The 26,665-nt window shown below is 67.0% G+C and carries 24 protein-coding genes; 10 read left to right on the top strand and 14 right to left on the bottom strand.

Annotated elements, in window-relative coordinates:
- The first annotated feature begins 36 nt into the window (after positions 1-36).
- Together BBX35_RS12235 and BBX35_RS12230 are read left to right on the top strand one after the other, a co-directional pair.
- The gene (locus BBX35_RS12235; protein WP_067220403.1) at positions 37-963 is read left to right on the top strand and encodes an ABC transporter permease subunit; all 927 of its coding nucleotides are present in this window, start codon (positions 37-39) and stop codon (positions 961-963) included.
- Between the two features lie 52 nt (positions 964-1,015).
- Positions 1,016-1,837: an ABC transporter permease gene (locus tag BBX35_RS12230; protein WP_067220401.1), complete on the top strand. Its 822-nt coding sequence runs from the start codon at positions 1,016-1,018 to the stop codon at positions 1,835-1,837.
- Positions 1,838-1,859: 22 nt separating this feature from the next.
- On the opposite strand, the gene BBX35_RS12225 is transcribed toward BBX35_RS12230, so the two are convergent.
- Positions 1,860-3,635 (bottom strand): AsmA family protein, encoded by a 1,776-nt coding sequence (locus tag BBX35_RS12225; protein ID WP_141687857.1) that lies wholly within the window; start codon positions 3,633-3,635, stop codon positions 1,860-1,862.
- Between the two features lie 273 nt (positions 3,636-3,908).
- On the opposite strand from BBX35_RS12225, the gene BBX35_RS12220 reads away from it, so the two are divergent.
- The 3 genes from BBX35_RS12220 (at position 3,909) to BBX35_RS12210 (ending at position 7,008) form a co-directional block, all read left to right on the top strand.
- Entirely contained in the window at positions 3,909-4,604 is a 696-nt protein-coding gene (locus BBX35_RS12220; protein WP_067220397.1) for a CoA transferase subunit A, read from the top strand.
- 17 nt (positions 4,605-4,621) lie between these two features.
- Positions 4,622-5,257 carry a CoA transferase subunit B gene (locus BBX35_RS12215; RefSeq protein WP_067220394.1) on the top strand — a complete coding sequence of 212 codons (636 nt, stop codon included), beginning with the start codon at positions 4,622-4,624 and terminating at the stop codon, positions 5,255-5,257.
- Positions 5,258-5,754: 497 nt separating this feature from the next.
- On the top strand, positions 5,755-7,008 hold the full coding sequence (locus BBX35_RS12210) for a diguanylate cyclase (protein ID WP_067220393.1): 1,254 nt from the start codon (positions 5,755-5,757) through the stop codon (positions 7,006-7,008).
- 35 nt (positions 7,009-7,043) lie between these two features.
- On the opposite strand, the gene BBX35_RS12205 is transcribed toward BBX35_RS12210, so the two are convergent.
- From BBX35_RS12205 to cysG, 9 genes are all read right to left on the bottom strand, one after another.
- Positions 7,044-8,291, bottom strand: coding sequence for a lytic murein transglycosylase (locus BBX35_RS12205; RefSeq protein ID WP_083206314.1), 1,248 nt, complete (start codon positions 8,289-8,291; stop codon positions 7,044-7,046).
- A gap of 73 nt (positions 8,292-8,364) precedes the next feature.
- Entirely contained in the window at positions 8,365-9,369 is a 1,005-nt protein-coding gene (locus tag BBX35_RS12200; protein WP_083206252.1) for an NADP-dependent oxidoreductase, read from the bottom strand.
- A gap of 40 nt (positions 9,370-9,409) precedes the next feature.
- Complete coding sequence (locus BBX35_RS12195; protein WP_083206251.1) at positions 9,410-10,039, bottom strand: NUDIX domain-containing protein; 630 nt, start codon at positions 10,037-10,039, stop codon at positions 9,410-9,412.
- Positions 10,040-10,117: 78 nt separating this feature from the next.
- Entirely contained in the window at positions 10,118-10,939 is an 822-nt protein-coding gene (locus BBX35_RS12190; RefSeq protein WP_410176282.1) for a ferredoxin--NADP reductase, read from the bottom strand.
- A gap of 73 nt (positions 10,940-11,012) precedes the next feature.
- Positions 11,013-11,537 (bottom strand): DUF934 domain-containing protein, encoded by a 525-nt coding sequence (locus tag BBX35_RS12185; RefSeq protein ID WP_067220389.1) that lies wholly within the window; start codon positions 11,535-11,537, stop codon positions 11,013-11,015.
- Positions 11,538-11,539: 2 nt separating this feature from the next.
- Positions 11,540-12,295: a phosphoadenylyl-sulfate reductase gene (locus BBX35_RS12180; RefSeq protein ID WP_067220386.1), complete on the bottom strand. Its 756-nt coding sequence runs from the start codon at positions 12,293-12,295 to the stop codon at positions 11,540-11,542.
- Positions 12,282-13,940: a nitrite/sulfite reductase gene (locus BBX35_RS12175; RefSeq protein ID WP_067220384.1), complete on the bottom strand. Its 1,659-nt coding sequence runs from the start codon at positions 13,938-13,940 to the stop codon at positions 12,282-12,284. Before BBX35_RS12175 ends, BBX35_RS12180 begins: the two co-directional genes overlap by 14 nt.
- Positions 13,941-14,016: 76 nt before the next feature.
- Positions 14,017-14,322, bottom strand: a complete 306-nt coding sequence (locus tag BBX35_RS12170) for a DUF2849 domain-containing protein (RefSeq protein WP_067220382.1) — start codon at positions 14,320-14,322, stop codon at positions 14,017-14,019.
- Between the two features lie 21 nt (positions 14,323-14,343).
- Positions 14,344-15,789: a siroheme synthase CysG gene (cysG, locus tag BBX35_RS12165; protein WP_067220379.1), complete on the bottom strand. Its 1,446-nt coding sequence runs from the start codon at positions 15,787-15,789 to the stop codon at positions 14,344-14,346.
- Between the two features lie 564 nt (positions 15,790-16,353).
- Between cysG and BBX35_RS12160 the strand changes: the two genes are divergently transcribed.
- Positions 16,354-17,055, top strand: coding sequence for an HAD family hydrolase (locus tag BBX35_RS12160; protein ID WP_067220378.1), 702 nt, complete (start codon positions 16,354-16,356; stop codon positions 17,053-17,055).
- A gap of 82 nt (positions 17,056-17,137) precedes the next feature.
- Here BBX35_RS12160 and BBX35_RS12155 read toward each other — a convergent pair whose 3' ends face one another.
- From BBX35_RS12155 to BBX35_RS12145, 3 genes are all read right to left on the bottom strand, one after another.
- Positions 17,138-18,304, bottom strand: a complete 1,167-nt coding sequence (locus tag BBX35_RS12155) for an acetyl-CoA acetyltransferase (RefSeq protein WP_067220375.1) — start codon at positions 18,302-18,304, stop codon at positions 17,138-17,140.
- A 300-nt stretch (positions 18,305-18,604) separates the two neighbouring features.
- Positions 18,605-19,795, bottom strand: coding sequence for a porin (locus BBX35_RS12150; protein ID WP_067220373.1), 1,191 nt, complete (start codon positions 19,793-19,795; stop codon positions 18,605-18,607).
- A gap of 294 nt (positions 19,796-20,089) precedes the next feature.
- Positions 20,090-21,280 (bottom strand): porin, encoded by a 1,191-nt coding sequence (locus BBX35_RS12145; protein WP_067220371.1) that lies wholly within the window; start codon positions 21,278-21,280, stop codon positions 20,090-20,092.
- Between the two features lie 406 nt (positions 21,281-21,686).
- Between BBX35_RS12145 and BBX35_RS12140 the strand changes: the two genes are divergently transcribed.
- From BBX35_RS12140 to BBX35_RS12130, 3 genes are all read left to right on the top strand, one after another.
- On the top strand, positions 21,687-22,499 hold the full coding sequence (locus BBX35_RS12140; protein WP_067220369.1) for a glycosyltransferase family 2 protein: 813 nt from the start codon (positions 21,687-21,689) through the stop codon (positions 22,497-22,499).
- 67 nt (positions 22,500-22,566) lie between these two features.
- The gene (locus BBX35_RS12135; RefSeq protein WP_067220366.1) at positions 22,567-23,340 is read left to right on the top strand and encodes an FkbM family methyltransferase; all 774 of its coding nucleotides are present in this window, start codon (positions 22,567-22,569) and stop codon (positions 23,338-23,340) included.
- A 28-nt stretch (positions 23,341-23,368) separates the two neighbouring features.
- Positions 23,369-24,613: a BaiN/RdsA family NAD(P)/FAD-dependent oxidoreductase gene (locus BBX35_RS12130; protein ID WP_067220364.1), complete on the top strand. Its 1,245-nt coding sequence runs from the start codon at positions 23,369-23,371 to the stop codon at positions 24,611-24,613.
- A 76-nt stretch (positions 24,614-24,689) separates the two neighbouring features.
- On the opposite strand, the gene BBX35_RS12125 is transcribed toward BBX35_RS12130, so the two are convergent.
- Positions 24,690-25,031 (bottom strand): BA14K family protein, encoded by a 342-nt coding sequence (locus BBX35_RS12125; protein WP_067220361.1) that lies wholly within the window; start codon positions 25,029-25,031, stop codon positions 24,690-24,692.
- A gap of 311 nt (positions 25,032-25,342) precedes the next feature.
- Here BBX35_RS12125 and BBX35_RS12120 point away from each other — a divergent pair, with 311 nt between their 5' ends.
- Positions 25,343-26,539 carry a substrate-binding domain-containing protein gene (locus tag BBX35_RS12120; RefSeq protein ID WP_067220359.1) on the top strand — a complete coding sequence of 399 codons (1,197 nt, stop codon included), beginning with the start codon at positions 25,343-25,345 and terminating at the stop codon, positions 26,537-26,539.
- Positions 26,540-26,665: the final 126 nt, after the last annotated feature.

Raw genomic sequence — 26,665 nt, 5'->3', positions numbered from 1 at the left:
CGCAAGGCCACCGGACCTCAACGGGGAGATGACACGATGCCCGAGCAGGTGAGCACGAAACCACGGCGCAGCCTCGGCGGCTGGCTGCTGATCGCCGTTCCCTATGCGTGGCTGCTGTTCTTCTTCCTGGCGCCGTTCTTCATCGTCTTCAAGATCTCGCTGTCGGAGATCGCCGTCGCGATCCCGCCATACATGCCGACCTTCGACCCGTCCGCCGGTTGGGACGGGCTGATGAAGATGATCGACGGGCTGTCGTTCGGGAACTATGTCTGGCTCACTCAGGACGATCTTTACTGGAAGTCGTACCTGTCCAGCGTCTCGATCGCCGGCGTGTCGACGCTGATCACGCTGCTGGTCGGCTTTCCGATCGCCTACGGCATGGCGCGGGCGCCGAAAGAATGGCGCACGACGCTGCTGATGCTTGTGATCCTGCCGTTCTGGACCAGCTTCCTGATCCGCGTCTACGCCTGGATCGGCATCCTCAAGAACGAGGGCCTGCTCAACCAGTTCCTGCTGTGGCTGGGGCTGATCGACCAGCCGCTGACGATCCTCAACACCAACATCGCGGTCTATATCGGCATCGTCTACTCGTACCTTCCGTTCCTGGTGCTGCCGCTCTACGCGAACCTCGAAAAGCTCGACACCAGCCTGCTGGAAGCGGCCGCGGATCTCGGCTGCCCGCCGTGGCGCAGCTTCTGGACGATCACGGTGCCGCTGGCGATCCCGGGCGTCATCGCCGGCTGTTTCCTGGTGTTCATTCCGGCGGTCGGCGAGTTCGTCATTCCCGACCTTTTGGGCGGCTCGGAAACCCTGATGATCGGCAAGACGCTGTGGATGGAATTCTTCACCAACCGCGACTGGCCGGTCTCCTCGGCGGTTGCCGTCATTCTCCTGCTCATCCTGGTGGTGCCGATCGTGCTGTTCCAGAACCAGCAGCAGAAAGCCGCGGAGAGAGGCCTGTGAGCACCCGACCGACGGATCCGCACGCGGCCGGAACGCGCGAAAGGACGGCACGATGAGACAGGGGCCGAGCTGGTTCAACGTCACCTCGCTGGTGCTGGGATTTTCCTTCCTGTACCTGCCGATCGTGCTGCTGGTGATCTACTCGTTCAACGACTCGCGGCTCGTCACCGTGTGGGGCGGCTTCTCGACCCGCTGGTACGGCACGCTGCTCGGCAACCAGCAGCTCCTCGATGCCGCCTGGGTGACCGTGCGGGTCGCCTTCGCCTCGGCAACCATCGCCACGGTCCTGGGCACGCTGGCCGCCCTGGTGCTGGTGCGCTCGGGCCGGTTCGCCGGCCGCAGTCTGTTTTCCGGCATGGTCTACGCGCCGCTGGTGATGCCGGAGGTGATCCTCGGCCTCTCCCTGCTGCTGCTTTTCGTCGCCATCGACCAGGCCCGCGGCTTCTGGACGATCATGATCGCGCACACGACCTTCGCCATGTGCTACGTGGCGGTTGTGGTGCAATCGCGCCTTGCCGGCTTCGACCGGTCGCTGGAGGAAGCGGCGCAGGATCTCGGCTGCCCGCCGGCGCGCACCTTCTTCTCGATCACCCTGCCGATCATCCTTCCCGGCGTCGTTGCCGGGTGGATGCTGGCCTTCACCCTGTCGCTCGACGACCTGGTCATTGCCAGCTTCACCACCGGGCCGGAAGCCACGACCTTGCCGATGAAGATCTACTCGCAGGTCCGTCTCGGCGTGACGCCGGAGATCAACGCGGTCTGCACGATCCTGGTCGGTGTGGTGACGGTGGTGGTGGTCTGCACCTCGCTGCTGACCAAGCGGCGCGAAGTGCGGCGGGCGCAGGACATGCGGCGGGCCGAGGCGCAGGGCTGATACGCGGCTTCCGAGTGCCGGTTTACGGCGCGCGGACGCCGGTCATGTCCGGCAGCAGGCTGGGGCGGGCGAGCGTGCCGCGCACCAGCACCGGGATGCCCTGGTCGGCGCCTTGCGGCTCCGCAGGCTCCTCCGGCGCCGGGGTCCCGGCGGGCGTGGCAGCGGGACGCGGCAACAGCCGGCCGCGCAGAGACAGCGAAAAATCGGCAAGCGACAGACGGCCGGCGAGCCGCACGAGATGCTTGCCGGCGAGCGCCTCGACATCGCTGAGACGCATCTCATGCCCTTCCATGCCGCCGCGCCCGGTCAACCGGTCCAGCACCAGGGAGGTGGCGGCGGTGGCGCCTGCCTCGCCCGTCGAGGAGGCGAGCCGGGCCAATGCCTCGCCGCCGGCCGGATAGGTCGCGTTTTCCAGCGTGAGCTGAACCTCGCCGCCGGCGCCCTCGAGAATCGCGGCAAGCGTCGGCCCCTTGCCGGTACGGCCGAGGCGGAAGGTCAGCGCCCCGGCCTGCGGCAACGTCACGACATCGGGCGAGGGAAGCCCGCGCACATCCAGCTTTTCGGCAATCGCATTGGCTGCGAGATCGAACATGTCGTCTCCGGCAGGCTTCAGCCGGGCGGTCGCCTCCAGCTTGCCGCCAGACACTGCGGTTTCGCTGAGATCGAGCGAGAGATCGCCATCGCGCAGCAGCAGCGCGATGGCGCTCGGACCGCCCGACAGCGGCCCGGCGATGAAGCGGTTCGCCGACAGGCGCAGATCGATGTCGGCCGCCTGCAGCAGGGCCGACAAGGGCCTGTCGCGCAGGCTGTCGCCCTGCGGCGTGTCGTCCGGCACCCCGGCCAGGCTGCCCAGCTCGCCGAGATAGGCGGACAGGTCGAACTGCTCGAAGGCGAGCGTTCCCTCCAGCCGCGGGCGCTGGCTGCCGAGCTCGAAGCCGAGGCGGCCCTCGCCGACATTGCCGTCGAGCTCCAGCCGGGCGGTGTCGAGCACCAAACGCGAGAAGTCGAGCGCGCCATCGCCGGTGATGCGCAGCGCGCCGAAGCTCGCCTCGCCGACCAGCGTCTTGCCGAACCGCACGGCAAGCCCGCGCAAGTCGCTGGTATTGAAATCGAAATTGCCTTCGATCCGGGCCGCTTCCGGGTTGCGGACGGCGCCGGTCATCCGGAAGCTGGCAAGCGGCGAGACGACCGACACGGCCACCGGGCCGCTGGCGGTTCCGGTCAGGATGCCGCGATCCGCCAGCGTGGTGCTGAACTCGACCGTCTGGTCGCCGGCGACCACGGAGCCGCGCAAGCTGCCGCCCTCGCCGGAGGGAGAAAGGCGCAGGGTGAAGGCGCCGAGGCGCGGGGCCTCCGACGCGCCCCAGCTGATCGCATCGCCAGCAACCGAAACCGGCACGCCCATGAGCTGCGACAGGTCGCGGCCAAGGCCCGCCAGCGCGCCCTCGGCGGGAACGCCGGCCAGGTGCAGGCGCGCGCCCTGAAGCTGGAACGACGAGAGGCGAACCTCGCCCAGGAAGAGGCCGGCGGGATCTATCCCCGCGCTCATACGCTCGGCAGCCAGTATCCAGCGGCCGTCCCGCCCCTGCCAGCGGACCTCGCCGAGCATCAGCGCCGGCCCTTGCGCGAACGAGACGGCGGGCGTGCCGGTGAGCTGCACCGCGCCGCCGAGCCGGGCGGACAGGCTCGCCTCGACGCGCTCGCGCGAGACCTCGCGCGCGATCATCAGATAGCCGGCGATGCCGGCGACCGCGACGAGGACAAGGGCTGCAAGGAGGATCGCCAGAAGGCGCTTCATGACAAAATCCGGCCGGCGCCGCATGGCGCGTCGTCATCTATGTAGGGGCAGCGGCGCAACGCGTTGCCTCCTGCAAGGGGATAGGAGGTCGCGGCACGCGGTTCAAGACGAAACCGGCGGAAATCCCGGGGCGAATGGATGGCGCTTGAGATCACCGGTGAGGGAAGGTATCACAGGGCGCCTGACGAAAGGTTCATGTTGGACGGTCGGCCGAGCGCCGTGCACCGTCCGCACGATCCGTTGCGAGGAGACGCTGATGCGAGGAGACGCCAGATGAATAAGGTATACCCCAACGCGGCCGCCGCGCTTGAGGGACTGACGTTTGACGGCATGACTGTGATGGCCGGCGGGTTCGGTCTTTGCGGCATTCCGGAGAACCTGATCGCGGCGTTGCGCGACAGCGGTACGAAGAACATCACGGCGATTTCCAACAATGCCGGTGTCGACGATTTCGGCCTCGGCCTGCTGCTGCAGACGCGCCAGATCAGCAAGATGATTTCCTCGTATGTCGGCGAGAATGCTACATTCGAGCGTCAGTACCTCAACGGCGAGCTGGAGCTGGAGTTCAACCCGCAGGGCACCCTGGCCGAGCGCATCCGCGCCGGCGGCGCCGGTATCCCGGGCTTCTACACCAAGACCGGCGTCGGCACGCTGATCGCGGAAGGCAAGGAGCACAAGGACTTCAACGGCGAGACCTACATCATGGAGACCGGACTGGTCGCCGATGTGTCGCTGGTGAAGGCCTGGAAAGCCGATCCGGAAGGCAACCTGATCTACCGGAAGACCGCCCGCAACTTCAATCCGATGATGGCGACCGCCGGCAAGACGACCCTTGTCGAGGTGGAGGAGATCGTAGGGCTCGGCGAGCTCGATCCCGACACCATCCACACGCCGGGCATCTTCGTCGACCGCATCATTCTCGGCCAGCACGAGAAGCGGATCGAGAAGCGCACCACCCGCGCCGCCTGAGGACAAGGAGAAGAACAATGGCCTGGACTCGCGACGAAATGGCCCAGCGGGCCGCGCAGGAGCTGGAGGACGGCTTCTACGTCAATCTCGGCATCGGCATCCCGACGCTGGTCTCGAACTACATTCCCGAGGGCGTTCACGTCACGCTCCAGTCGGAGAACGGCATGCTCGGCATGGGCCCGTTCCCGACGGAGAACGAGGTGGATGCGGACCTGATCAACGCCGGCAAGCAGACGATCACCGAGCTGCCGCAGACGAGCTATTTCTCGTCCGCCGACAGCTTCGGCATGATCCGCGGCGGCCATATCGACCTGTCGATCCTGGGCGCCATGGAAGTGTCCGAGAAGGGCGATCTCGCCAACTGGATGATTCCGGGCAAGATGGTCAAGGGCATGGGCGGCGCCATGGACCTGGTCGCCGGCGTCAAGCGCGTCGTGGTGATCATGGACCACACGTCCAAGTCGGGCGACCCGAAGCTGCTGCCCGAGTGCACCCTGCCGCTGACCGGCGTCAACTGCGTGCACCGGATCATCACCAATCTGGGCGTCTTCGACGTGACCGAGGACGGCCTGGTGCTGGTGGAACTGGCCAAGGACGTGACCGCGGACGAGGTCAAGGCCAGCACGGCGGCCAAGCTGACCATTCCGGCCTGATCGGTTCGGCCTGATCGGCCGGACCCTTTTTGCAAGAAACGCGAAGGCGGACGGGATCTCCCGTCCGCCTTTTTGTTTGCGCCGGAACCTCCGGCGGGCGCTCAAGCGCGGACCATGCGGATCTGCGCCGCGCGATTTCGAGAAAAGTTGCGCAGGATTTTGCAAAATCCCGTCTCAATATCCGCCAAAATTGCATTCCGGCACGCAAACACGACAATCTGCGGATGCAGCGCGACGGCGCGGGCGCGGCGACTTGTCCCCGGGCCATTGCCGGAACGAGGGCGCTTCCGGCACCGACCGACGAATGCGACCTCCCGCGCGGCCTATCCCCGCCCTCGCCCGGTCTTATCCCCCCTCACGGCCAAGCGACGGATTTCAGACGAATTCCGGCGCAAGCGGCAGCCGATCCAATCGGCGGAAACGTGATTCGGTAAACGTTTCCTTCACCGGTCCCGGACAATGGTCGAGGTCCCTGGGAGAGAGTTGGGGCGTGCGAGATGGGACAAGTTCTGCTTGTAGAGGATGCGTCATTCTTCGAGCGGGTCATTCGTCGTCAGTTGAGCGAGCTGCATGGGCTGGAGGTCGTTTCCGCCGCGACGCGGGCTGAGGCCGAGGCGCTGCTGGCGCGACCGGACTTCAAGCCGGTGGTGGCGCTGGTCGACCTGACCCTGCCGGACGCGCCCGACGGCGAGATCGTCGACGTGACGCTGAGCGCCAACCTGCCGACCATCGTGTTTTCCGGACGCTTCGACGAGAAGCTGCGGCACACGCTGCTGAACAAGGGCGTCGTCGACTACATCCTGAAGGACAGCCCGGCGAGCCTGACCTACCTGACGACGCTGGTGCAGCGCGTTCATGCCAACCGCCATATCGATGCGCTGGTGATCGACGACAGCCGGGTCGACACGGAGGTGATCGCCCGTCGCCTGTCGCTCTACCAGCTGCGAGTGCATACGGCGCCCGACCACACGACCGCCATCGACATGCTCGACACGTTCGAGAACCTGCGGCTGGTGGTGCTCGACTACGTGATGCCGCGGGTCGACGGCTTCGAGGTGCTGCGCGCGGTGCGCGGGCGCTTCACCATGAACGAGCTGGCCGTGATCGGCCTGTCGGGCAAGGCAGGTCCCGAGGTGATCGCCCGCTTCCTGAAGTCCGGCGCCAACGACTTCCTGCCGAAATCCTGCACGCCGGAAGAGTTCATGCTGCGGATCTCGCAGAACCTCGACATGCTGGACCGGATCCAGACCCTGTCGGGCATGGCGCATAACGACGCGTTGAGCGGGCTGTCGAACCGCCGGCACCTGTTTTCCGAGGGCAATGCGACCTTCGAGCGCTGCCGCCGGGCAGGCGAGGACGTGACAGTGGCGGCCATCGACATCGATACGTTCAAGTCGGTCAACGACCGGTTCGGCCACGAGCAGGGCGACGAACTGATCCGCCTGTTCGGCATGCTGCTGCGCGAGCACTGCCCGCAGCGCGCCTTCCCCGCGCGTCTCGGCGGCGACGAATTCTGCGTGCTGCTGCCGGGCCTGCTGCCCGCCGAAGGCGTCGCCTTCATCGACAAGGTGCGCAAGGGGCTGGCCGAGCTGACCGGACGCGAGGGGCCGCTGCGCACGCTCGGCAATGTGACGATCAGCGTCGGCCTGTCGAACGGCAACGAGGCCAACCTGCAGTCGGCGATGCGGATCGCCGACATGCGGCTCTACGAGGCCAAGCATGGCGGGCGCAACCGCACCGTCGCCTCGTGATTTCCGGACCCTGCTGAAAGCGAGCCGGCGACGGCTCAGCGGCCGCCGAGCGCCTTGTAGATGCGCTGTCCCGGACGGCCCGTCACAGGCATGCCGAAGCGTGCCTCGGCCTTGCCGATGCCTTCGCGGGTCGCAGCGCCCACCCGCCCGTCGGCCTCGCCGATGTCGTAGCCGGCGCGCAGCAGCAGCTTCTGCAACTCCAGCCGCTCCTTGCGCGACAGGCCCGGATCGCTGGTCGGCCAGGCGACCTGGAACGGCCCGCCGCCGCGCAGCCGGTCGGCCAGATGCGAGATCGCCAGCGCATAGCTTTCCGCGACATTGTAGGTGTAGATCGCATCGAAATTGCTGAAGACGAGGAAGGCGGGACCTTCCGCCCCCGCAGGGAGCAGCAGGCCGGCCTTCGCCGCGCCGGTGAGCTCCGCCCCGTCGAGATGACGGATGCCGCGCTTGCCCCATTCGGTGACCGAGACCTTCGACTTGCGGCCCGACGGACCGCGATAGCCGGCCGGCACCTTGACCTCGTAGCCCCAGGGCATGCCGGTGACCCAGCCGGCATTCTTCAGGTAGTTGGCGGTGGAGGCGAGCGCGTCCGGCACCGAGTTGACCAGATCCTTGCGCCCGTCCCGGTCGAAGTCGACCGCAAGACGGCGATAGGTCGAGGGCATGAACTGGGTCTGGCCGAAGGCACCGGCCCAGGAGCCCCGAAGGTCGGAAAGGCGCACGTCGCCCCGGTCGACGATCTTGAGGATCTCGATCAGCTCGGAGCGGAAATACTTGGCCCGCCGGCCGGAGCAGCCGACATTGGCCAGCGCATGGGGAACATGGAAGTCGCCGCGGAACTGGCCGAAATCGCTCTCGACGCCCCAGACGGCAACGACGATGTGGCGGTCGATGCCGTAGGTCTTCTCGACCTGCTCCAGCACGCGGGCATGGCGCGACAGCATCTTGCGGCCGTCGGCGATGCGCTCGGCATCGACGAGGAAGGCGAGGTAGTCCCAGATCGGCGTCTTGTATTCCGGCTGGCTGGTGGAGAAGCGCACCGCCTTTTCGTCATACGGAACGTCGGCGAGCGCGGCGTCCACCGTACGCTGGCTGACGCCGGCCTTCACGGCCTCGGCGCGCATCTGCGGCAGGCAGCTCTCCAGCGAGGCGGCAGCGGGCGAGACGGCGAGCGGCAGCGCCAGCAATGAGGCGGCAAGCAGCTGCGCCGCGCGCCGCACCGTCGCAGCGCCCGTGCGAACGCACCCCACCCTCGCAAACGCCCCCAGCCCGATCCGCCGCATCCTGCGCTCCCAACGCCCGAAAAAGACGAGGATCATCAGGCCGCGACATCGTGTCAGCAGGATGGCGGAAGCCTCAGACTTTCAGCGAGAGCTTGCCGAAATTTTCGCCGGTATAGAGCAGGTTCAGCACCTGCGGGAAGGCGTCCACCCCGCCCTCGCGCACATCCTCGCGGAACTTCAGCCGGCCTTGCGAGACCCATTGCGACAGGTCGGCGAGGGCGATGGGATTTTCGCGGATGAAGTCGAAGACGATGAAACCCTGCATGCGCAGCCGCTGGGTCAGCAGGAAGCGCAGGTTGGCGGGACCGGGCTGCGGCGTGGTCGCGTTGTAGGCCGAGATCAGGCCGCAGACGGCGATGCGCCCGAACGGGTTCATCCGCGCCAGCACGGCGTCGAGGATCTCGCCGCCGACATTCTCGAAATTGACGTCGATGCCGTCCGGACAGGCGGCGGCTAGATCGGCGGCGAGATTGCCGGCCTTGTAGTCGACGGCGGCGTCGAAGCCGTCTTCCTCGATGAGCGCCCGGCACTTGGCCGGCCCGCCGGCGATGCCGACGGCGCGGCAACCCTTGATCTTCGCGATCTGGCCGACGATGGAGCCGACCGCGCCGGAGGCGGCGGACACGACCACCGTGTCGCCCTCCTTCGCCTCGGCGACGCGCAAGAGGCCGAAATAGGCGGTGAGGCCCGGCATGCCGAGGCCGCCGATCCAGCTCTGCAGCGGGGCGATGGAGGTATCGGCGCGCTGCACGCCCTTGCCGTCCGACAGGGCGTGGGTCTGCACGCCGAACAGGCCGACGACGGCCTCGCCCTCCTGGAAGTCGGGATGGCGCGAGGCCTCGACGATGCCGGCGGAAAAGGACCGCATGACATCGTCCAGCCCGACCGGCGGCACATAGGACTTGCCGTCGTTGACCCAGCCGCGCATCGCCGGGTCCAGCGAGACATGGCTGATGCGGACGCGGAACTCGCCCTCCCCCGGTTCCGGCAGCGGTTCGTCGCGGATCTCGAAACAATCCGGCGTGACAAGGCCCGGGGCCGGGCGCTTGACCAGACGCACGACGCGGTTCATCGGCATGGCGGTCCTTCTTGCGTTGGAGACGAAGACGGCCGCAAGGCTACGAGAAAAGCTCGGGCGCGCGCAACATCAGGGCCTGAACGAGGATCAGGGTCTTGGCGTCGGAAAGGCTGCCTTCCTGCACCGCCTCGCCGAGACGGGCGATGGGCCATTCGAGCACCTCGATCTCCTCGCCCTCCTCGGCAAGGCCGCCGCCGCTGGAGACGACATCGCCGGCACCGTAGCGGGCGAGATAGAGGCTGAGCCGTTCGGTGGAGGAGCCGGGCGAGGGATAAATGTCGCCGACATGGACCAGTTCGCCGACCTTGACGCCGACTTCCTCGGCGGCCTCGCGGCGGGCGGCCTCGTCGGCGACCTCGCCTTCGTCGATGTAACCGGCCGGCACTTCCTCCAGGTAACCGTCGTGATCGCCACGAGCGAACAACGGCACCCGGAGCTGGCGGGCCAGCAACGCAACGCGCCGGACCGGATCGTAGGGAAGAACGGCGACCACATCGCGCCGCGCCTGAAATTCTCTTGAAATCTCAATATTGCCGCCGGAGGCCAGCGGCTGTTCGACAACCATCTCTCGGTAGGTGCCGAAGCCCTCATAGAGGCTGCGCTCGGAAATCACGCGCACAGCCTCTTCCCCTTCCCGTTCGACCGGGTCCTGCCTGTCTTCTTTTTGCATAAACACTCCCGATGCGCCGCAAGGCGGCTTCACACTCATGTCAGCCGAAGGCGATGGGCGCAAGGGGGGCGAAAGTCGTCAGCCGACGAAGGCCCTCTCGATGACGAACTCGGCCGGGCGGTTGTTGGCACCTTCCGTGAGGCCGGCAGCCTCGAGCAGCGCCTTGGTGTCCTTGAGCATCGCCATGGAGCCGCAGATCATCGCCCGGTCGGTTTCCGGGTCGAGCGGCGGCACGCCGAGCGCGCGGAAGAGGTCGCCGTTCTCGATCAACGTGGTGATGCGGCCGGTGTGCTCGTGCGGCTCGCGCGTCGTGGAGGTGAACAGGCGCAGCTGGCTGGCGGCGAGCTCGCCGATCAGCGGATCCTCGCGGGTGGCGGCGACCGTCTGCTGCGAATAGGCGAGCTCGGGCACGAAGCGGCACGAGTGGGTGACGATCACCTCCTCGAACTTCTCGTAGGTTTCCGGATCGCGGATCAGGCTGGCAAACGGCGCAAAGCCGGTGCCGGTGGAGAACATGTAGAGGCGCTTGCCGGAGATCAGCGCGTCGTTGACGAGCGTGCCGGTCGGCTTCTTCTTCATCAGGACCTTGTCGCCGACCTTGATCTTCTGCAGATGCTGGGTCAGCGGACCGTCGGGAACCTTGATCGAGAAGAATTCCAGCTCCTCGTCCCAGGACGGAGAGGCGATGGAATAGGCGCGGAAGACCGGCTTTTCGCCGACCATCAGGCCGATCATCACGAACTCGCCGGAGCGGAAGCGGAAGCTCGCCGGGCGCGTCATGCGGAAGCGGAACAGGTCGTCCGTGTAGTGCTGAACCTCGGTCACCGTCTCGGCGGTGGCGCCGGCGGGTACGGCGTCGGCGAGATCGCCGGCAAGATTGACCACATTCATGCGTTGCATCCTCACTACATGTCGAACAATACGTGTACCGGAATGTCCGGCGGCAGCATAGCCAAACGGCGCGCCGCCGACATCAGGAAAGCTGCGCACCCGCCGGGCGCCGGGCCCAGTAGCGCGCCCCGGCAGGCACCTCGCCCGCCCGTTCCGCAGGCTGGAGGTATAGTGGCACGTCGACGTCGTGGCCAGCCTCCAGCGCGCGGATCGTCGGCTCGTTGACGACCGAGAAGGCGTCGAAGCCGACGCGGCGCATCAACGGGATCTGGTCGAGCAGCACGTCGCCGCTCGCCCGGACCTCGCCGGCAAAGCCGTAACGCTGGCGCAGCAGGCGGGCGGTGGAGTAGCCGCGTCCGTCCGAGAACTTGGCGAAGTCGACCACCACCAGCTCAAGCGCCGCGAGGTGGCCGGCAAGGCTGGCCGGATCGTCGCTCGCCTTGACCAGCGGCGCAAGCCTGACGCCCTGCGGCAGATCGGCCGCCGCCGCCAGGAAGCGGGCGAGCGGCACGACGAAGGCGCCTTCCGCCGGAAGCTCGGCCTCGTCGTCCAGATGGGTCCATTCGTCGGCGACGAAGCCGCCGTTCCGGTAAAGTCTTGCCGCCATGGTCAGATCCCGGCTCCCTGTTCGTTCTCCATCGGCAGGGCCAGATGAATGCCGCATTCGGTCTTGTCGCGCCCCCGCCAGCGTCCGGCGCGCGGGTCCTCGCCTTCGGCCACCGGGCTGGTGCAGGGCATGCAGCCGATGGACGGGTAGCCCCTGGCGACCAGCGGATGGCCGGGCAGGTCCTGCGCCTGCGCATAAGCGCGCAGGTCCGACGGGTCCCAGTCCGCCAGCGGATTGACCTTGATGCGCTCGCCGTCGGCCTCGAAGACCGGGATGTTCGACCGGCTGCTCGCCTGGAAGCGCTTGCGCCCGGAGATCCAGGCATCGAAGCCCTTGAGCGCGCGGGCCAGCGGGCGCACCTTGCGGATGTCGCAGCAGGCGTCCGTATCGCTCATCCAGAGCATGCCGGCCGGGTCGATGGCCTCCAGATCCGCCGGATCGGGCGCAAGGGTGCGCACGTCCGAAAGGCCGAACAGCTCGACCAGGAGGTCGCGGTAGCGCAGCGTGTCGGGAAACAGCTTGCCGGTGTCGATGAACAGCACGGGGATGGTCCGGTCGACGCGCGAAACGAGGTGCAGCAGCACCGCTGCTTCCGCGCCGAAGGAGGACACCATCGCCAGCCGGTCGCCGTAGCGCCCGCGCGCGGCGGCGATCACCGCCTCGGCGGAAGCCGAGACGAACCGGTCGGCGAGCCAGGCCGCATCGATAGCCGGCGTCGGCGGGTCCTGCCGGACCGCATAGGCCTCACGCAGTGCCATAGAGCGCCTCCTTGAAGGGTTGATCGCCGACACGGCGATAGGCGGCGAGGAAGTCTTCCTGCGGGGTCTCGCGCAGGCCGACATAGGTGTCGACGACCTTCTCGATCGCATCGACGACCTCGTCGTAGGAGAAGCCGCGACCGATGATCTCGCCGACCGAGGTGTTCTCGTCCGCCGAGCCGCCGAGGGTGATCTGGTAGTATTCCTCACCCTTCTTCTCGACGCCGAGAATGCCGATATGGCCGACATGGTGATGGCCGCAGGCATTGATGCAGCCCGAGATCTTGATCTTGAGATCGCCGATCTCGCGCTGGCGCTCGGGCGAGCCGAAGCGCTCGGAAATGCGCTGCGCGACCGGGATCGAGCGGGCGGTGGCAAGGGCGCAATAGTCGAGGCCCGGGCAGGCGATGATGTCCGTCACCAGGCCCGCATTGGCTTCGCCCAGGCCCGCCTCGACCAGCGCGGCGTGGATCGCCGGGATGTCGCGACGGCGCACATGCGGCAGCACGAGGTTCTGCTCGTGGCTGACGCGGATCTCGTCATGGCCGTAGCGCTCGGCAAGGTCGGCGACGACCTCCATCTGCTCGGCCGTGGCATCGCCCGGCGCCTTGCCGATGGGCTTCAGCGAGATGGTGAGGCTGGCATAGCCGGGCGCGCGGTGCGGGTGGACGTTGCGCGCGGCAAAGGCCTCGAGCTGCGGATCGGCAGCGATGGCCGCCTCCAGCACCGCCTCGTCGCCATCGGCCGCGACAAAGGCCGGCGGATCGAAATAGGTGGTGATGCGCTCGATCTCGGACGCCGGCAGCTTCAGCACGCCGTCGCGGATCTCGGCGAACTCCGCCTCGATATCGGCCTTCAGCTCTTCGAGGCCGGTCTCGTGGACCAGGATCTTGATGCGGGCCTTGTACTTGTTGTCGCGGCGGCCGTAGCGGTTGTAGACGCGCAGGATCGCCTCGCTGTAGGCGAGCAGGTCCGCCTCGGGCAGGAACTCGCGCACCAGCCGGCCGACCATCGGGGTGCGGCCGAGGCCGCCGCCGACGAAGACACGGAAGCCGACATTGCCGTCCGCATCGCGCACCGCCTGCAGGCCGATGTCGTGCACCTGCACCGCCGCGCGGTCGTGCGGCGCGCCGGTGACCGCGATCTTGAACTTGCGCGGCAGGTACGAGAACTCCGGATGCAGCGACGACCACTGGCGCAGGATCTCGGCATAGGGCCGCGGATCGAGGATCTCGTCGGCGGCCGCGCCCGAGAAGTGATCGGCCGTGACATTGCGGATGCAATTGCCCGAGGTCTGGATCGCGTGCATCTCGACTTCCGCGAGCTGCGACAGGATCTCGGGAATGTCCTTCAGCCGCGGCCAGTTGAACTGGATGTTCTGGCGCGTGGTGAAATGGCCGTAGCCCCGGTCGTAGGTGCGCGCGACATGAGCAAGGCGCCGCATCTGGACGGCATTCAGCGTGCCGTAGGGAATGGCGATGCGCAGCATGTAGGCGTGGAGCTGCAGGTAGACGCCGTTCATCAGCCGCAGCGGCTTGAACTGCTCTTCCGTCAGGTCGCCGGCAAGGCGGCGCTGCACCTGGTCGCGGAACTGGTCCACGCGGGCAGACACGAAATGGGCGTCGAACTCGTCATAGCGGTACATGCTTGCAACTCCTGGAACGGCGGATCGCTTCGCGTCCGGGTTCTGGGTATTCGTCGGTTGGCGCGTCGCGGCCGGGTCAGGCCGCCGACACCTCGCGCCGGGCCTGCTTGCCAAGGTCAGGGCGCACGGTCGGCCCCCTGGCGCGGATCTTCTCGCGGAAGCGGACGGGACGGATCTCCCCCTCCTCGCGCGTCAGGTCGATGAGATAGGGCTCGACGATCAGGCGGGACGCCTCGGCCTCGGCGCCGGCAGCTTCCGCCTCGGCGACGGCCTCGGGCGTTTCCAGCAGCCACGCGCTGGCCAGGGTCTCGACCCACTGGCCGGAGCGGCCGAGCCACACCACTTCGCCATCGATCAGTCGGTTGGCTGTCAAAGCCTTCATGCAATCGCTCCTTCAGGGGGGCTATGCGGCGACCACGGCCCTTTCGGCCGGCACGACGCGCAGGGGCTGGCTGTTCGCGAGATCGGCATGGCCGACGGCCTCGCCGATGATGATGAGGGTCGGGCCGTCGATCTCGTGACGGTCCTCAAGCGCCGGCAGGTCGGCGAGCGTGCCGGCAAAGAAACGCTCGTTGCGCTGCGCCGCGTTCTCGACCACCGCAACGGGGATGGCGGGCGACAGCCCGGCCTCCAGCAGGCGGTCGGCGACGCGGACGGCGACCGTGCGGCCCATGTAGACGGCGACGGTCGCGCCCTGCAGCGCCAGCGCGCCCCAGGACGGCAGCGTCTCGCCGTCCCGGTCGTGGCCGGTGGCAAAGACGAGGTCGGAGGCAACGCCGCGCAGGGTGAGCGGAATGCGGGTGCTGGCGGCGGCGGCCAGGGCCGCGGTGACGCCGGGCACCACGTCATGGGCGATGCCGGCGGCGCGCAGGGCGGCGATCTCCTCGCCGGCGCGGCCGAAGACCAGCGGATCGCCCGCCTTCAGCCGGACGACGCGGCGGCCGTGCGAGGCCTCGCGCACCAGGATCTCGTTGATCTCGGCTTGCGAGACCGAATGACGCCCCTTGCGCTTGCCGACGGAAATGCGCTCGGCATCGCGCCGGCCCATGGCGACGACGGCCTCCGGCACCAGCGCATCGTGCACGATGACGTCGGCCTCCTGCAGCAGGCGCTGCGCGCGCAGCGTCAGCAGGTCCTCGGCGCCGGGACCGGCACCGACGAGCCAGACGAAGCCGGCTTCCTCGTTGCGGGTGTTGAGCAGGCGCTGCGCCTCGGCGCGGGCCGCATCCGGCCGCCCGGACTGCAGATGCGCAGCGACCGGGCCGGAGAAGAAGCGGGCCCAGAAGCGGCGACGCTCGACGCCGCTGGAAATCACGCGCACGACCGTGTCGCGGAAGCTCTCGGCAAGACGGGCGAGGTCGCCGGTCTCGCGCGGCAGCATCGCCTCGATGCGCGCGCGGATGTGGCGGGCGAGCACCGGGCCGACGCCGGTGGAGGTGATGGCGACGGCGACCGGCGCGCGGTTGACCAGCGCACCGACATAGAAGTCGCAGATCTCCGGCCGGTCGACCGCATTGGCCGGAATGCCGAGCGCCCGCGCAGCGGCGACGACGGCAGTGTCCTCCGCCTCCTCGCCGCTGGCGGCAAAGACGAGGGCCGCGCCGTCGAGATGGGCGGGAGCGAAGGCTTCAGAAAGGATGGTGCCGCCGGCGCGGGCGACGGCGTCCGTCAGCACGTCCTCGACATGCGGCGCGATCACCACGATGTCGGCAAGCGTCTCGGCGAGGAGGCGGACCTTGGCGGCCGCCTCGTCACCGCCGCCGACAACGACGACGCGCCTGCCCTCGACCTTGTGAAAGGCCGGGAAGACGGCGAGCTTGCGATCCGATGCCTGTGCGTGGCGTGCCATCTGGCGCGATCTCCGGACGATCCTGAAACAGCCCTAGAGATAAAGCGTCCGTCGTCCTTGCGCCGGGCATGGCGTTTCAATCGAGGGAAGCGGCAGGGAAAAATCATGCTACGGATCGGCCGTCCGACGCGTTTGCCCGGCCGGAACGCTCGGCAGGACGTCCAGGAGCAGAGCCGGAACGGGAGGCGAAATGCTTGCCGGAGACGGCGCCGGGTTGCCGGCCCAAGACGAAAAGGCGGTCCACCTGCCGACTACAACCCATGAGGGAGGTTTTCCGTTTACGGAATTCAGAACCATAGTCTTTGGCGCGCTGTTGCGAGGCTTTGCAACCGCCTTGCCTTAATTTCAAAAAATTATCGTTTTTTGTTCAGGCGCGGCGAGATTTCCCATGATTTCTTTTTGATTTTTGCTCCTTATCCATAATTCTGCTTTCTTCGGAAAATCCAGATGGGAGGTGTTACTGTGCCTCCGACAAGGAAGACTCTTGGTTGATTCCCCCAGTCAAGCAACTAATACTGGTTACCCCAGAAGCGTTTCAGACATATCGGTATCGAGTGAAAACCCGTGGTAAAAGCTATTTTCTTTGATGTATTGGGCACCATTGTCGATTGGAACAGGGGGCTATCGGGCGGTTTCGATCGGGCCTTCGCAAAAAGCGGCAAGGACATTGCGGCCAGCACCCTGGCAACTGCATGGTACAGGACCTATCGCGCCCGGCTGGCCTCCAGCGCGGGGGCAATCCAGGCGCAGGAACACCTGGCGGAAAGCCTTGCGCAGGTGTTGGCGGATGCAGATCTCGAGGCGCCTGCGGGCAGCCGCGAGCAGGAGTTGCTGCTGGCCTGCTGGCAGCGGTTTCCCGCCTGGCCGGACAGCGTGCCGGGCTTGCGCGCCCTGCGGCGCGAGTATGTCATCGCGTCGTGCACCGACCTGCCGACGGCGCCGATGACGTGGCTTGCCAAACATGCCGGCCTGCCGTGGGACCTGGTGCTGGGATCGGACCTGCTGGACGGGCGCGCGCATGACGGCAGCCTGTTCCTCAAGGCGGCGGCGACGCTGGACCTGCTGCCGTCCGAAGTGATGTATGCCTCCGCCCACAATGCGGACCTTGCCGCCGCGCGGGCTGTGGGGCTGAAGACCGCCTTCTTTGCCAGGCCGAAGGAGTTCGGGCCCGAGCAGCGCAACGATCTCGCCCCGCGCGACAGCTGGGACATCGTCGCCTTCGACCTGCTCGACCTGGCCCGCTACATGGAATCGGCCGTCTACTGACGGCACCGACGAGACCCGACGCCGGCAAACAAAAGGCGCGGGAGCCGGGCCCCCGCGCCTCTTTCATGCGTAGGGCACAGCCTCAGCGCAGCGGCTGCAGCACCGACACGTAGTTGGCAACCGCGGCGCCGCCCATGTTGAACACACCGCCGATCTCGGCATTCTTCACCTGGATGTCGCCGGCCGTGCCGGTGAGCTGCATCGACGACAGAACGTGCATCGACACGCCGGTGGCACCGATCGGATGGCCCTTGGCCTTGAGACCGCCGGACGGATTGACCGGCAGGCGACCGTCCATCTGGGTCCAGCCCTCGAGGATGGCGCGATGCCCCTCGCCCGGCGCGGTCAGGCCCATCGCCTCGTATTCGATGAGCTCGGCGATGGTGAAGCAGTCATGGGTCTCGACGAAGGACAGGTCGCCGATGGAGAGCCCCGCGGCCCCCAGCGCCCGGCGCCAGGCCTCGCCGCAGCCCTCGAAGGCGAGGATGTCGCGCTTCGACATGGGCAGGAAGTCCTGGGCATGGGCAAGCCCGCGGAAGGCGACCGCCTTCTTGCGACCGAGCGCGGTCTCGATGTCGGTCAGAACCAGCGCCGCGGCGCCGTCCGAGACGAGCGAGCAGTCGGTGCGCTTGAGCGGGCCGGCGACGAAAGGGTTCTTCTCGCTCTCGGCGCGGCAGAAGTCGAAGCCGAGATCCTTGCGCATCTGCGCATACGGATTGCCGACGCCATTCTTGTGGTTCTTGGCGGCGATGGCGGCCAGCGCGTCGGAGCGGTCGCCGTATTTCTGGAAATAGGCCTGCGCGATCTTGCCGAAGACGCCGGCAAAGCCGGCCGGCGTATCGCCGTCTTCGGGCAGGTAGGAGGCCTTGAGCAGGTTGCGGCCGATCTCCGGCCCCGGGGTCGTGGTCATCTGCTCGACGCCGACGACCAGCACCACCCGCGCCTCGCGCGCGGCGATGGCGCGCACGCCCTGGTGCACGGCAGCGGAACCGGTGGCGCAGGCATTCTCGACGCGGGTCGCGCGCTTGAAGCGCAGTGCAGGATCGGCCTGCAGCACGAGCGAGGCGGTGAAGTCCTGGGCCGAGAAGCCGGCATTGAAATGGCCGAGCACGATCTCGTCGATATCCGCCGGCTCGAAGCCGGCATCGGCGATGGCATCGCGCGCCACCTGGACGATCAGGCTCTCGACCGTCTCGTCGGAATGCTTGCCAAAGGGGGTATGGGCCCAGCCGACAATTGCTGCAGTCATGACTACCTCCGCGAAATGCCCTGAGGCGGATCGCCGGCTGCGCCCCTGCGGGCGGACCTGTCCGGATCCCGGGCCGTGTCTTTCGATGGAGGGGAAGATTCCACTTCACAGGCTGGCTTGCAAGCGCGTTATTTACGGAAACGTCAACGCATCTCCATTTCATGTTTTTTTATATGGACTTATCGGAATGCCGAAAAGACATGAGGTGGCCCGCACAAACCCTCGGGCCCGGATGCGGACAAAGAAAAAGGCCCGGCAGTTGCCTGCCGGGCCTTTCAATCCAATCCTTAAAGGATCGAATTAGAACGTGCGCTGGACGCGGAACACGCCGACCAGAGCGTCGTCGTTGGCAGCGCCCTTGATGTCGCGGTTGCGGTACTCGAGCTCTGCACCGAAGTACAGGCCGGAGACCGGACGCCACACGACGTTACCCTGGACGTTCAGGTCGCGGATGTCGGCCAGACCAGCGCTCGCAGCCTGATCCAAGCTGTTGTAGGCAGCGGTGATCGAGGTCGAGATCGCCGGGGTCCAGAAGTGGGTGAAGCCACCGCCGATGCCCCAAGCGGTCGACATCTTCAGCTGGCCGGCAGCGTTGTAGGCCGCGTCAGAGAAGGCGCCGCCCCAAGCCGAGCTGACGTAGCCGATCGCGCCCTGCGAGTAGGTCGCCTGCAGCGAGAAGCTGTCGCCCGGAGCGATCATCGGCAGGTTGAACGTGGCGCCAGCGCCGATCGCCCAGCCGAGCTTGCTCTTGCCGCCGGTCACAGCCGGGACGTTCACGCCGTAGACGTGGTGCAGGGCACCCATGATCTGGGCCGAACCCCAACCCTGATCGACGCGCAGGTTGGCGACGAAGTCCGGAACCTTGTGGCCGCCGTAGTAGTCGACGCCGGCGAGCGGGCCAACGATCGTGCCGCGCTTGTTGGCGACTTCAGCCGACACCGAGGCCGAGAAGCCGTTGCCGAACTGGGCGGTGTACGCGAACAGGTTGGTCTCGCCGTAGTCCGAGAAGCCCTGGTCGAGGACGGAACCCCAGTTGTCGCCGGTGTAGAAGTCGAAGTAGGACGCGGTGCGACCAGCAACGAAGCCACCCAGCTGGATGAAGGCTTCGTCGAGGTAGAAGTCAGACGCACCGGCGTTGTCGGTGGTCGACCAGGCCGCGACGTAGGTGCGCAGCAGGCCGTACTCGGTGTTGGTGCGGCTGTCGAAGTTCAGGTAGCCACGAGCACGGATACCGGTGGAGGTGTCTGTGCGGGCGTCCCAAGCGGAACCACCGTTGTCCAGCATGTCGAACAGACGGAACTCGACGCGAACGCCGCCGCCGATCTTCAGGCAGGTCTCGGTGCCCGGGATGTAGAAGAAGCCCGTGCCGAAAGCGTCGCAAACGCGAACGTAGTCGACCGGCTCCGGAGCGACCGGCAGATCGGCGGCCTGAGCGCCCGTGGCTGCCATGGCAGCTGCAGAAGCGCCGAGCAGGATGCTCTTGATGTTCATGTCCTGACCTCGTCGTTAGTCCCGCAGGAGCTAGCCGCGGGAAAGAAGGAATAGTTCCCCCCTAGCTCTTGTCCTTTTTGTAATCGACGGTGCTGCAGCGCCGCAATCGCCAATAGCCACCTGGATGCACGCAGTGCAGCATGTGTGTCTTTGCGGTGACAGAAGGGGGTATCGGGACGCGACGGCAACCGCGATCGCGACGGGTCCTGCGCGAGCTCGCCGCCCGGATGCGGACAAAGAAAAAGGCCCGGCAGTTGCCTGCCGGGCCTTTCAATCCAATCCTAAAGGATCAGATTAGAACGTGCGCTGCACGCGGAACACGCCGACCAGAGCGTCGTCGTTGGCGCCGCCCTTGATGTCGCGGTTGCGGTACTCGAGCTCAGCACCGAGGTACAGGCCGGAGACCGGACGCCAGATGATGTTACCCTGGACGTTCAGGTCGCGGATGTCGGCCAGACCAGCGCTCGCAGCCTGATCCAGGCTGTTGTACGAAGCGGTGATCGCGGTCGAGATCGCCGGGGTCCAGAAGTGGGTGAAGCCACCGCCGATGCCCCAAGCCGTCGACATCTTCAGCGAGCCAGCAGCGTTGTAAGCAGCGTCAGAGAACACGCCGTCCCAAGCCGAGCTGACGTAGCCGATCGCGCCCTGCGAGTAGGTCGCCTGCAGCGAGATGTTGTCGCCCGGAGCGATCATCGGCAGGTTGAACGTGGCGCCAGCGCCGATCGCCCAGCCGAGCTTGCTCTTGCCAGCGGTCACACCAGCGACGTTCACGCCGTAGACGTGGTGCAGGGCACCCATGATCTGGGCCGAACCCCAACCCTGGTCGACGCGCAGGTTGGCGACGAAGTCCGGGACCTTGTGGCCGCCGTAGTAGTCGACGCCGGCGAGCGGGCCAACGATCGTACCGCGCTTGTTGGCGACTTCAGCCGACACCGAGGCCGAGAAGCCGTTGCCGAACTGGGCGGTGTACGCGAACAGGTTGGTCTCGCCGTAATCGGTGAAGCCCTGGTCGAGGACGGAACCCCAGTTGTTGCCGGTGTAGAACTGGAAGTACGTAGCGGTACGACCAGCAACGAAGCCACCCAGCTGGATGAAGGCTTCGTCGAGGTAGAAGTCAGACGCACCGGCGTTGTCGGTGGTCGACCAGGCCGCGACGTAGGTGCGCAGCAGGCCGTACTCGGTGTTGGTGCGGCTGTCGAAGTTCAGGTAGCCACGAGCACGGATACCGGTGGAGGTGTCGGTGCGGGCGTCCCAAGCGGAACCACCGTTGTCCAGCATGTCGAACAGACGGAACTCGACGCGAACGCCGCCGCCGATCTTCAGGCAGGTCTCGGTGCCCGGGATGTAGAAGAAGCCGGTGCCGAAAGCGTCGCAAACGCGAACGTAGTCGACCGGCTCCGGAGCCACCGGAAGATCGGCGGCCTGAGCGCCCGTGGCCGCCAGGGCGGCAGCGGAAGCGCCGAGCAGGATGCTCTTGATGTTCATTTCCTGACCTCGTCGTTATTCCCTGTGTGACCTAGTGGCCAACGGGAGATGAAGAGTTGAGCAAGCTTCCCCGCGAGCTCGATCCTTTTCTAAGCGAGGCCGTCGGCGGCTCGCAACCGGCAAATACCCGAATGCGGCACTCGACGGACACAGTGTGTCTTTGCGGTGACACCCCGTTAAACCTCTGTTAGCAAATGCCCTAGGTTTCCTGCGGTTCTGCCGTTTTCGGGCCCAGAGGCGACTTTAGGGGCTTCCGCAGGATGCTGCGCTGCGAGAGCCTTGAAGCGGTCCGCCGCGGGCCGTAAAGAGAGCCCGACCGCAGCCGAAAGCCGCTTTCGCAGGCAGGCGGCTGCCTCGATTCGCAGCAGTCAAGCGGCCCGAACGGCCAAAACGGGGATGTGAACGGATGCAGACGACAACGGGCGGGACGCCCGTCGCCATATCGGTCTTCATCATCGCCCATGACGAGGCCGACCGCATCGCCCGCGCCATCGACAGCGTGGCGGGATTCGCGGACGAGGTCGTCGTCGTCGACAGCGGCTCCACCGACGGGACGCAGGACATCGCGCGCGCGCACGGCGCGCGAGTCATAGAGAACGCCTGGCCGGGCTACGGGCCGCAGAAGCGCTTTGCCGAGGACCAGTGCCGCAACGACTGGATCTTCAACCTCGATGCCGACGAGGCGGCAACGCCCGCGCTGGCGCGCGAGATCGCGCAACTGGCCGCCTCCGGCAAGCTTGCGGCCAATCCGTTCTGGACCGTGGCGATCAAGGATGTCTTCGCCCATGAGGACGGCCCCGCCCCCTGGGCCTATGGCTATATCCAGATCCGCCTTTACGACCGACGCGCGGGCCGTTTCTCCGATTCGCCCGTGCACGACACGGTGCGCCCGCCGGCCGAGGCAAGGCCGTCCCGGCTGAAGGGCGCGATGGAACACCGCTCGATCCGCTCCGTCGCCTTCCACGTGGAGAAGATGAACCGCTACTCGACGATGCAGGCCGAGGACATGGCCGCGCGCGGGCGGCGGATCGCCCGCTGGCGCATCGCCACCGAGTTTCCCCTCGCCTTCCTGAAGGCCTATGCGATCCGCCGCTATGCGCTCTATGGCTGGTGGGGGATCGTGATCTCCGTCAATTTCGCCTATACGAGGTTCCTGCGGCTTGCGAAGGCGTATGAGCGGGAACTGGGCGAGGCGGCGGACAGGCGCCGGGAAGGCTGAGCCCCGCACCAATTCCGCAAGAGCCCTTGCAAGACACATATAGATAAAGAGAGCCGGTACCCTCCAGATGCACAGCGTGACGATCCGCGACATTTCCTTCCAGGTGAACGATGCGCGCCCCGGCTTCTGGCGGCAGGCGGAAAACGGCAACTGGGAAAAGCCGACCTACGACATTCTCGACGCCTGCGTCGACGAGGACACCGTGTGCCTCGACTTCGGCGCCTGGGTCGGCCCGACCGTGCTGTACGAGGCGCACCGGGCGCGCAAGGTCATCGCCTTCGAGCCGGATCCGACGGCGGCCGACGAACTGGAGGCGAATCTCGCGCTCAACCCGCAGATCCGCGACAAGGTCACGGTCCTACGCAAGGCGGTGTGGACGCAGAGCGGCAGCCGCAAGATGGCCGCCAAGACCGCGCCGGGCGATTCGATGTCCTCCTTCGTGCACAAGGACGCCAGCGTCACCTTCGACGTCGACTGCATCTCCGTGGAGGAGATCGCCGCGATGATCGGGCCGAACGACAAGCTGTTCATCAAGATGGACATCGAGGGCGCGGAATACGACGTGGCGCCGATGCTGGCGCCGCTCCTGCAGCGCGAGCGGGTCGACTGCTTCGTCTCCTTCCATCCGCGCTTTGCGGCCGGCGGGCATCCGCGCTTCCACAAGACCTTCGCCATGACGCGGCGGGTGTTCAAGACCTTCCCCGGCTTCAATCTCACCCGCGTGGGGCGCAAGTCGCTGCTGCCGGCGGGCGACGTGAGGCTGCTCGCCAAGCTCGGCCTGTGGCTGTTCGAGGCCAAGCGCGGCTTCCTGTTCTCCAAGGGCCGGGCGCCGCTGCGCTGAGCGCGCGGGCCGAAACGGGACATATACAATGAGCGAGAACGGCACGCGGACGGTCCCGCAGGTGGTCGTCGTCGGCGCCGGGCCGGCCGGGCTGATCGCCGCCGACCGGCTGTCGGCAGCCGGCCTTGCGGTGACCATCATCGAGCGCATGCCCTCGCCGGCGCGCAAGCTGCTGATGGCCGGGCGCGGCGGGCTCAACCTCACCCATGGCGAGGCGATGCCGGCGTTCCTGTCCCGCTACCGGGACGCGGCAACGCATCTGGAACCGGCGATCGCGGCGTTCGATCCCGCAGCGCTGAGGCAATGGTGCGCGGAGCTCGGCATCGAGACCTTCGTCGGTTCGAGCGACCGGGTGTTTCCAACTGCAATGAAAGCCTCGCCGCTGGTGCGGGCGCTGCTCGGCCGGCTCGCCGCGCGCGGCGTAGAGCTCAACACCCGCTGGACTTGGACGGGGCTGAAGCAGAGCGCGGAAGCGCCCGCGCGCTGGTGCCTCTCCTTCGAGACGCCGGACGGGGCAAAGGACATCGAGGCCGACGCGGTGCTGCTGGCGCTCGGCGGCGCGAGCTGGCCGCGGCTCGGCAGCAACGGCGGCTGGGTGCCGCTGCTCGAACGGCACGGCGTGACGGTGACGCCGCTGACGCCGGCGAATGCGGGCGTTCTCATCAACTGGTCGGAGCTGCTGAAGCAGCGCTTCGCCGGAACGCCGCTGAAGCGAATCGCGGTGAGCGTCGGCGGCACGCGCATTGCCGGCGAGGCGATGATCACCGCACGCGGGCTGGAGGGCGGTGCGGTCTACGCGCTGTCGGCGGAACTGCGGGCGGCTTTCGAGGCGCACGGGTCGGCGGAGCTGGTGCTCGACCTGCGCCCGGATCTCGACGAGGCGGCGCTGGCGACGCGGCTTGCCCGCCCGCGCGGCAAGCAGTCGCTGTCCAACCACCTGCGCAAGGCGGCAGGCCTGCCCCCAAGCGCCATCGCGCTGCTGTCGGAAACGGGCGAGCGCACCAGCGATCCGCTCGAGCTGGCCCGCCGGATCAAGGGGCTGGCGCTGGCCGCGACAGGATTTTCCGGCATGGACCGGGCGATCTCGACGGCCGGCGGCATCGCCTGGAGCGAGATCGACGCGGATTTCGGCCTCAACAAGCTGCCGGGCGTCCATGTGGCCGGCGAGATGATCGACTGGGAAGCCCCGACGGGCGGCTACCTGCTGCAGGCGTCCTTCGCCAGCGGCATTGCGGCTGCCGACGGAATCGCCCGGGCGCTGGCCGGGCGCTGACCCCTCCCCTTCGCAAAACGGAAAAAGGCCGGCAAAGGCCGGCCCTCTTCTGGTCCTCCCGGGAGGATTGTTCCGCTCAGTTGCAGAACTGGTAGCGCCCCGAATAGGTGCGGAAGTAGCCGGTGTCCGGGTTGAACGAGCGGTACCTGGACGAGCAGTAGCGATACCATTCCGGCGTCCACGGGGCCGGACGGCCGTAATAGACCGGAGCCGGTTCGTAGCGCGGGGCCGGCTCGTAGTAGCGCGGCTGCGACAGGGCGGAGCCGATCACGGCACCGGCGACGAACCCGCCGGCAGCGGCCCAGCCGTTGTTGTGGTGCCAGCCCTTCTTGGCCTCGGCGCCGGTGGTGCCGGATGCCAGAACCGCACCGGCGGTCAGGGCGACTGCAAGACTTGTGACTGCGATCTTCTTGAACATGACTCCATTCCCTCTGCTAGATTGTTATTCCTGTTCTTCGTGACGCCGCTTTTCCCTGCGTCCATGATCAGAAGATAGACGGGTTTTGCCAAGACAACTGTGATCGCCATCACGGGATGACGCATCCCGCACAACCGGCTTTTTCCGGACGTAGCGGCCCGGCCCTGGCAGGCCGGACGCAGCGGGAGCTTCCGCGCGCCCGAATTGACATGAAACATGAATCATGCGTCATATGTGGGCGGCGATACGGACCGGCAGGCTGCCGGCGGGCTGGAGGAGCAGCCCGCGACCCGCGCCACAGGGAGGACACCATGATCAGACATGCCACCGCGGCCGCGCTGCTCGCCGCAGCCCTTGCCGCCGCGCCGCTGGGCGCCGGGGCCAAGGCCGAGGACATCCGCATCGCCCATGTCTACGGCAAGACCGGTGCGCTGGAGGCCTATGCCAAGCAGTCGCATATCGGCTTCATGATGGGGCTGGAATACGCGACCGAGGGCACGATGGAGATCGATGGCCGCAAGATCGTCGTCATCGAGAAGGACACCCAGCTGAAGCCGGATATCGGCCGCGCCGCGCTGGCCGAGGCCTATGGCGACGACGACGTGCATCTGGCCGTCGGGCCGGTGTCCTCCGGCGTTGCGCTGGCGATGCTGCCGGTCGCCGAGGAATACGGCAAGCTGCTCCTGGTCGAGCCGGCGGTCGCCGATTCCATCACCGGCGAGAACTGGAACCGCTACGTCTTCCGCACGGGGCGCAACTCCTCGCAGGACGCCATCGCCAACGCGGTCGCGCTCGGCAAGGACGGCGTCACCATCACCACGCTGGCGCAGGACTACGCCTTCGGCCGCGACGGCGTCGCCGCCTTCCGCGAGGCGCTGGCCGATACCGGTGCCAAGCTCGCCTTCGAGGAATACGCCCCGACCGACACCCAGGACTTCACCGCCAGCGCCCAACGCATCTTCGACGCGATGAAGGACATCGAGGGACGCAAGTTCCTGTTCGTGATCTGGGCCGGCGCCAACAATCCGATCGGCAAGATCAAGGCGATGGAGCCGGAGCGCTTCGGCATCGAGATCGCCACCGGCGGCAACATCCTGGCGGCGATGAAGGCCTACAAGGCGCTGCCGGGCATGGAAGGCGCCACCTATTACTACCACGACATCCCGAAGAACCCGGCGAACGACTGGCTGGTCTCCGAGCACCAGAAGCGCCACGGCTCGCCGCCGGACTTCTTCACCGCCGGCGGCATGTCGGCCGCCATCGCCGTCGTCGAGGGCATCCGCAAGGCGGGGTCGACCGACACGGAAGACCTGATCGCGGCGATGGAGGGCATGTCCTTCGAAACGCCGAAGGGCACGATGACCTTCCGCGCGGAGGATCACCAGGCGTTGCAGTCGATGTACCACTTCAAGATCCGGGTCGACCCGGAGGTCGAGTGGGGCATTCCGGAACTGGTGCGCGAGCTGAAGATCGAGGACATGAACATCCCGATCCGCAACACGCGCTGACGCTCTGGCGTGGCGGGTTTGGAATACGCGCCGTTTCGGCGGCACTCCCAAAGCGTGTTCCGAATTCCGCCACGCGAGGCGGCCCGGCCCCTTCGCCGCGGCCGGGCCGCCCGAACGTTCCGACAC

Source organism: Stappia indica (assembly GCF_001696535.1).
GTDB lineage: Bacteria > Pseudomonadota > Alphaproteobacteria > Rhizobiales > Stappiaceae > Stappia > Stappia indica.
The sequence above is the reverse complement of the archived record's forward strand: the minus strand, read 5'-3'. Positions and strand labels throughout refer to the sequence as shown.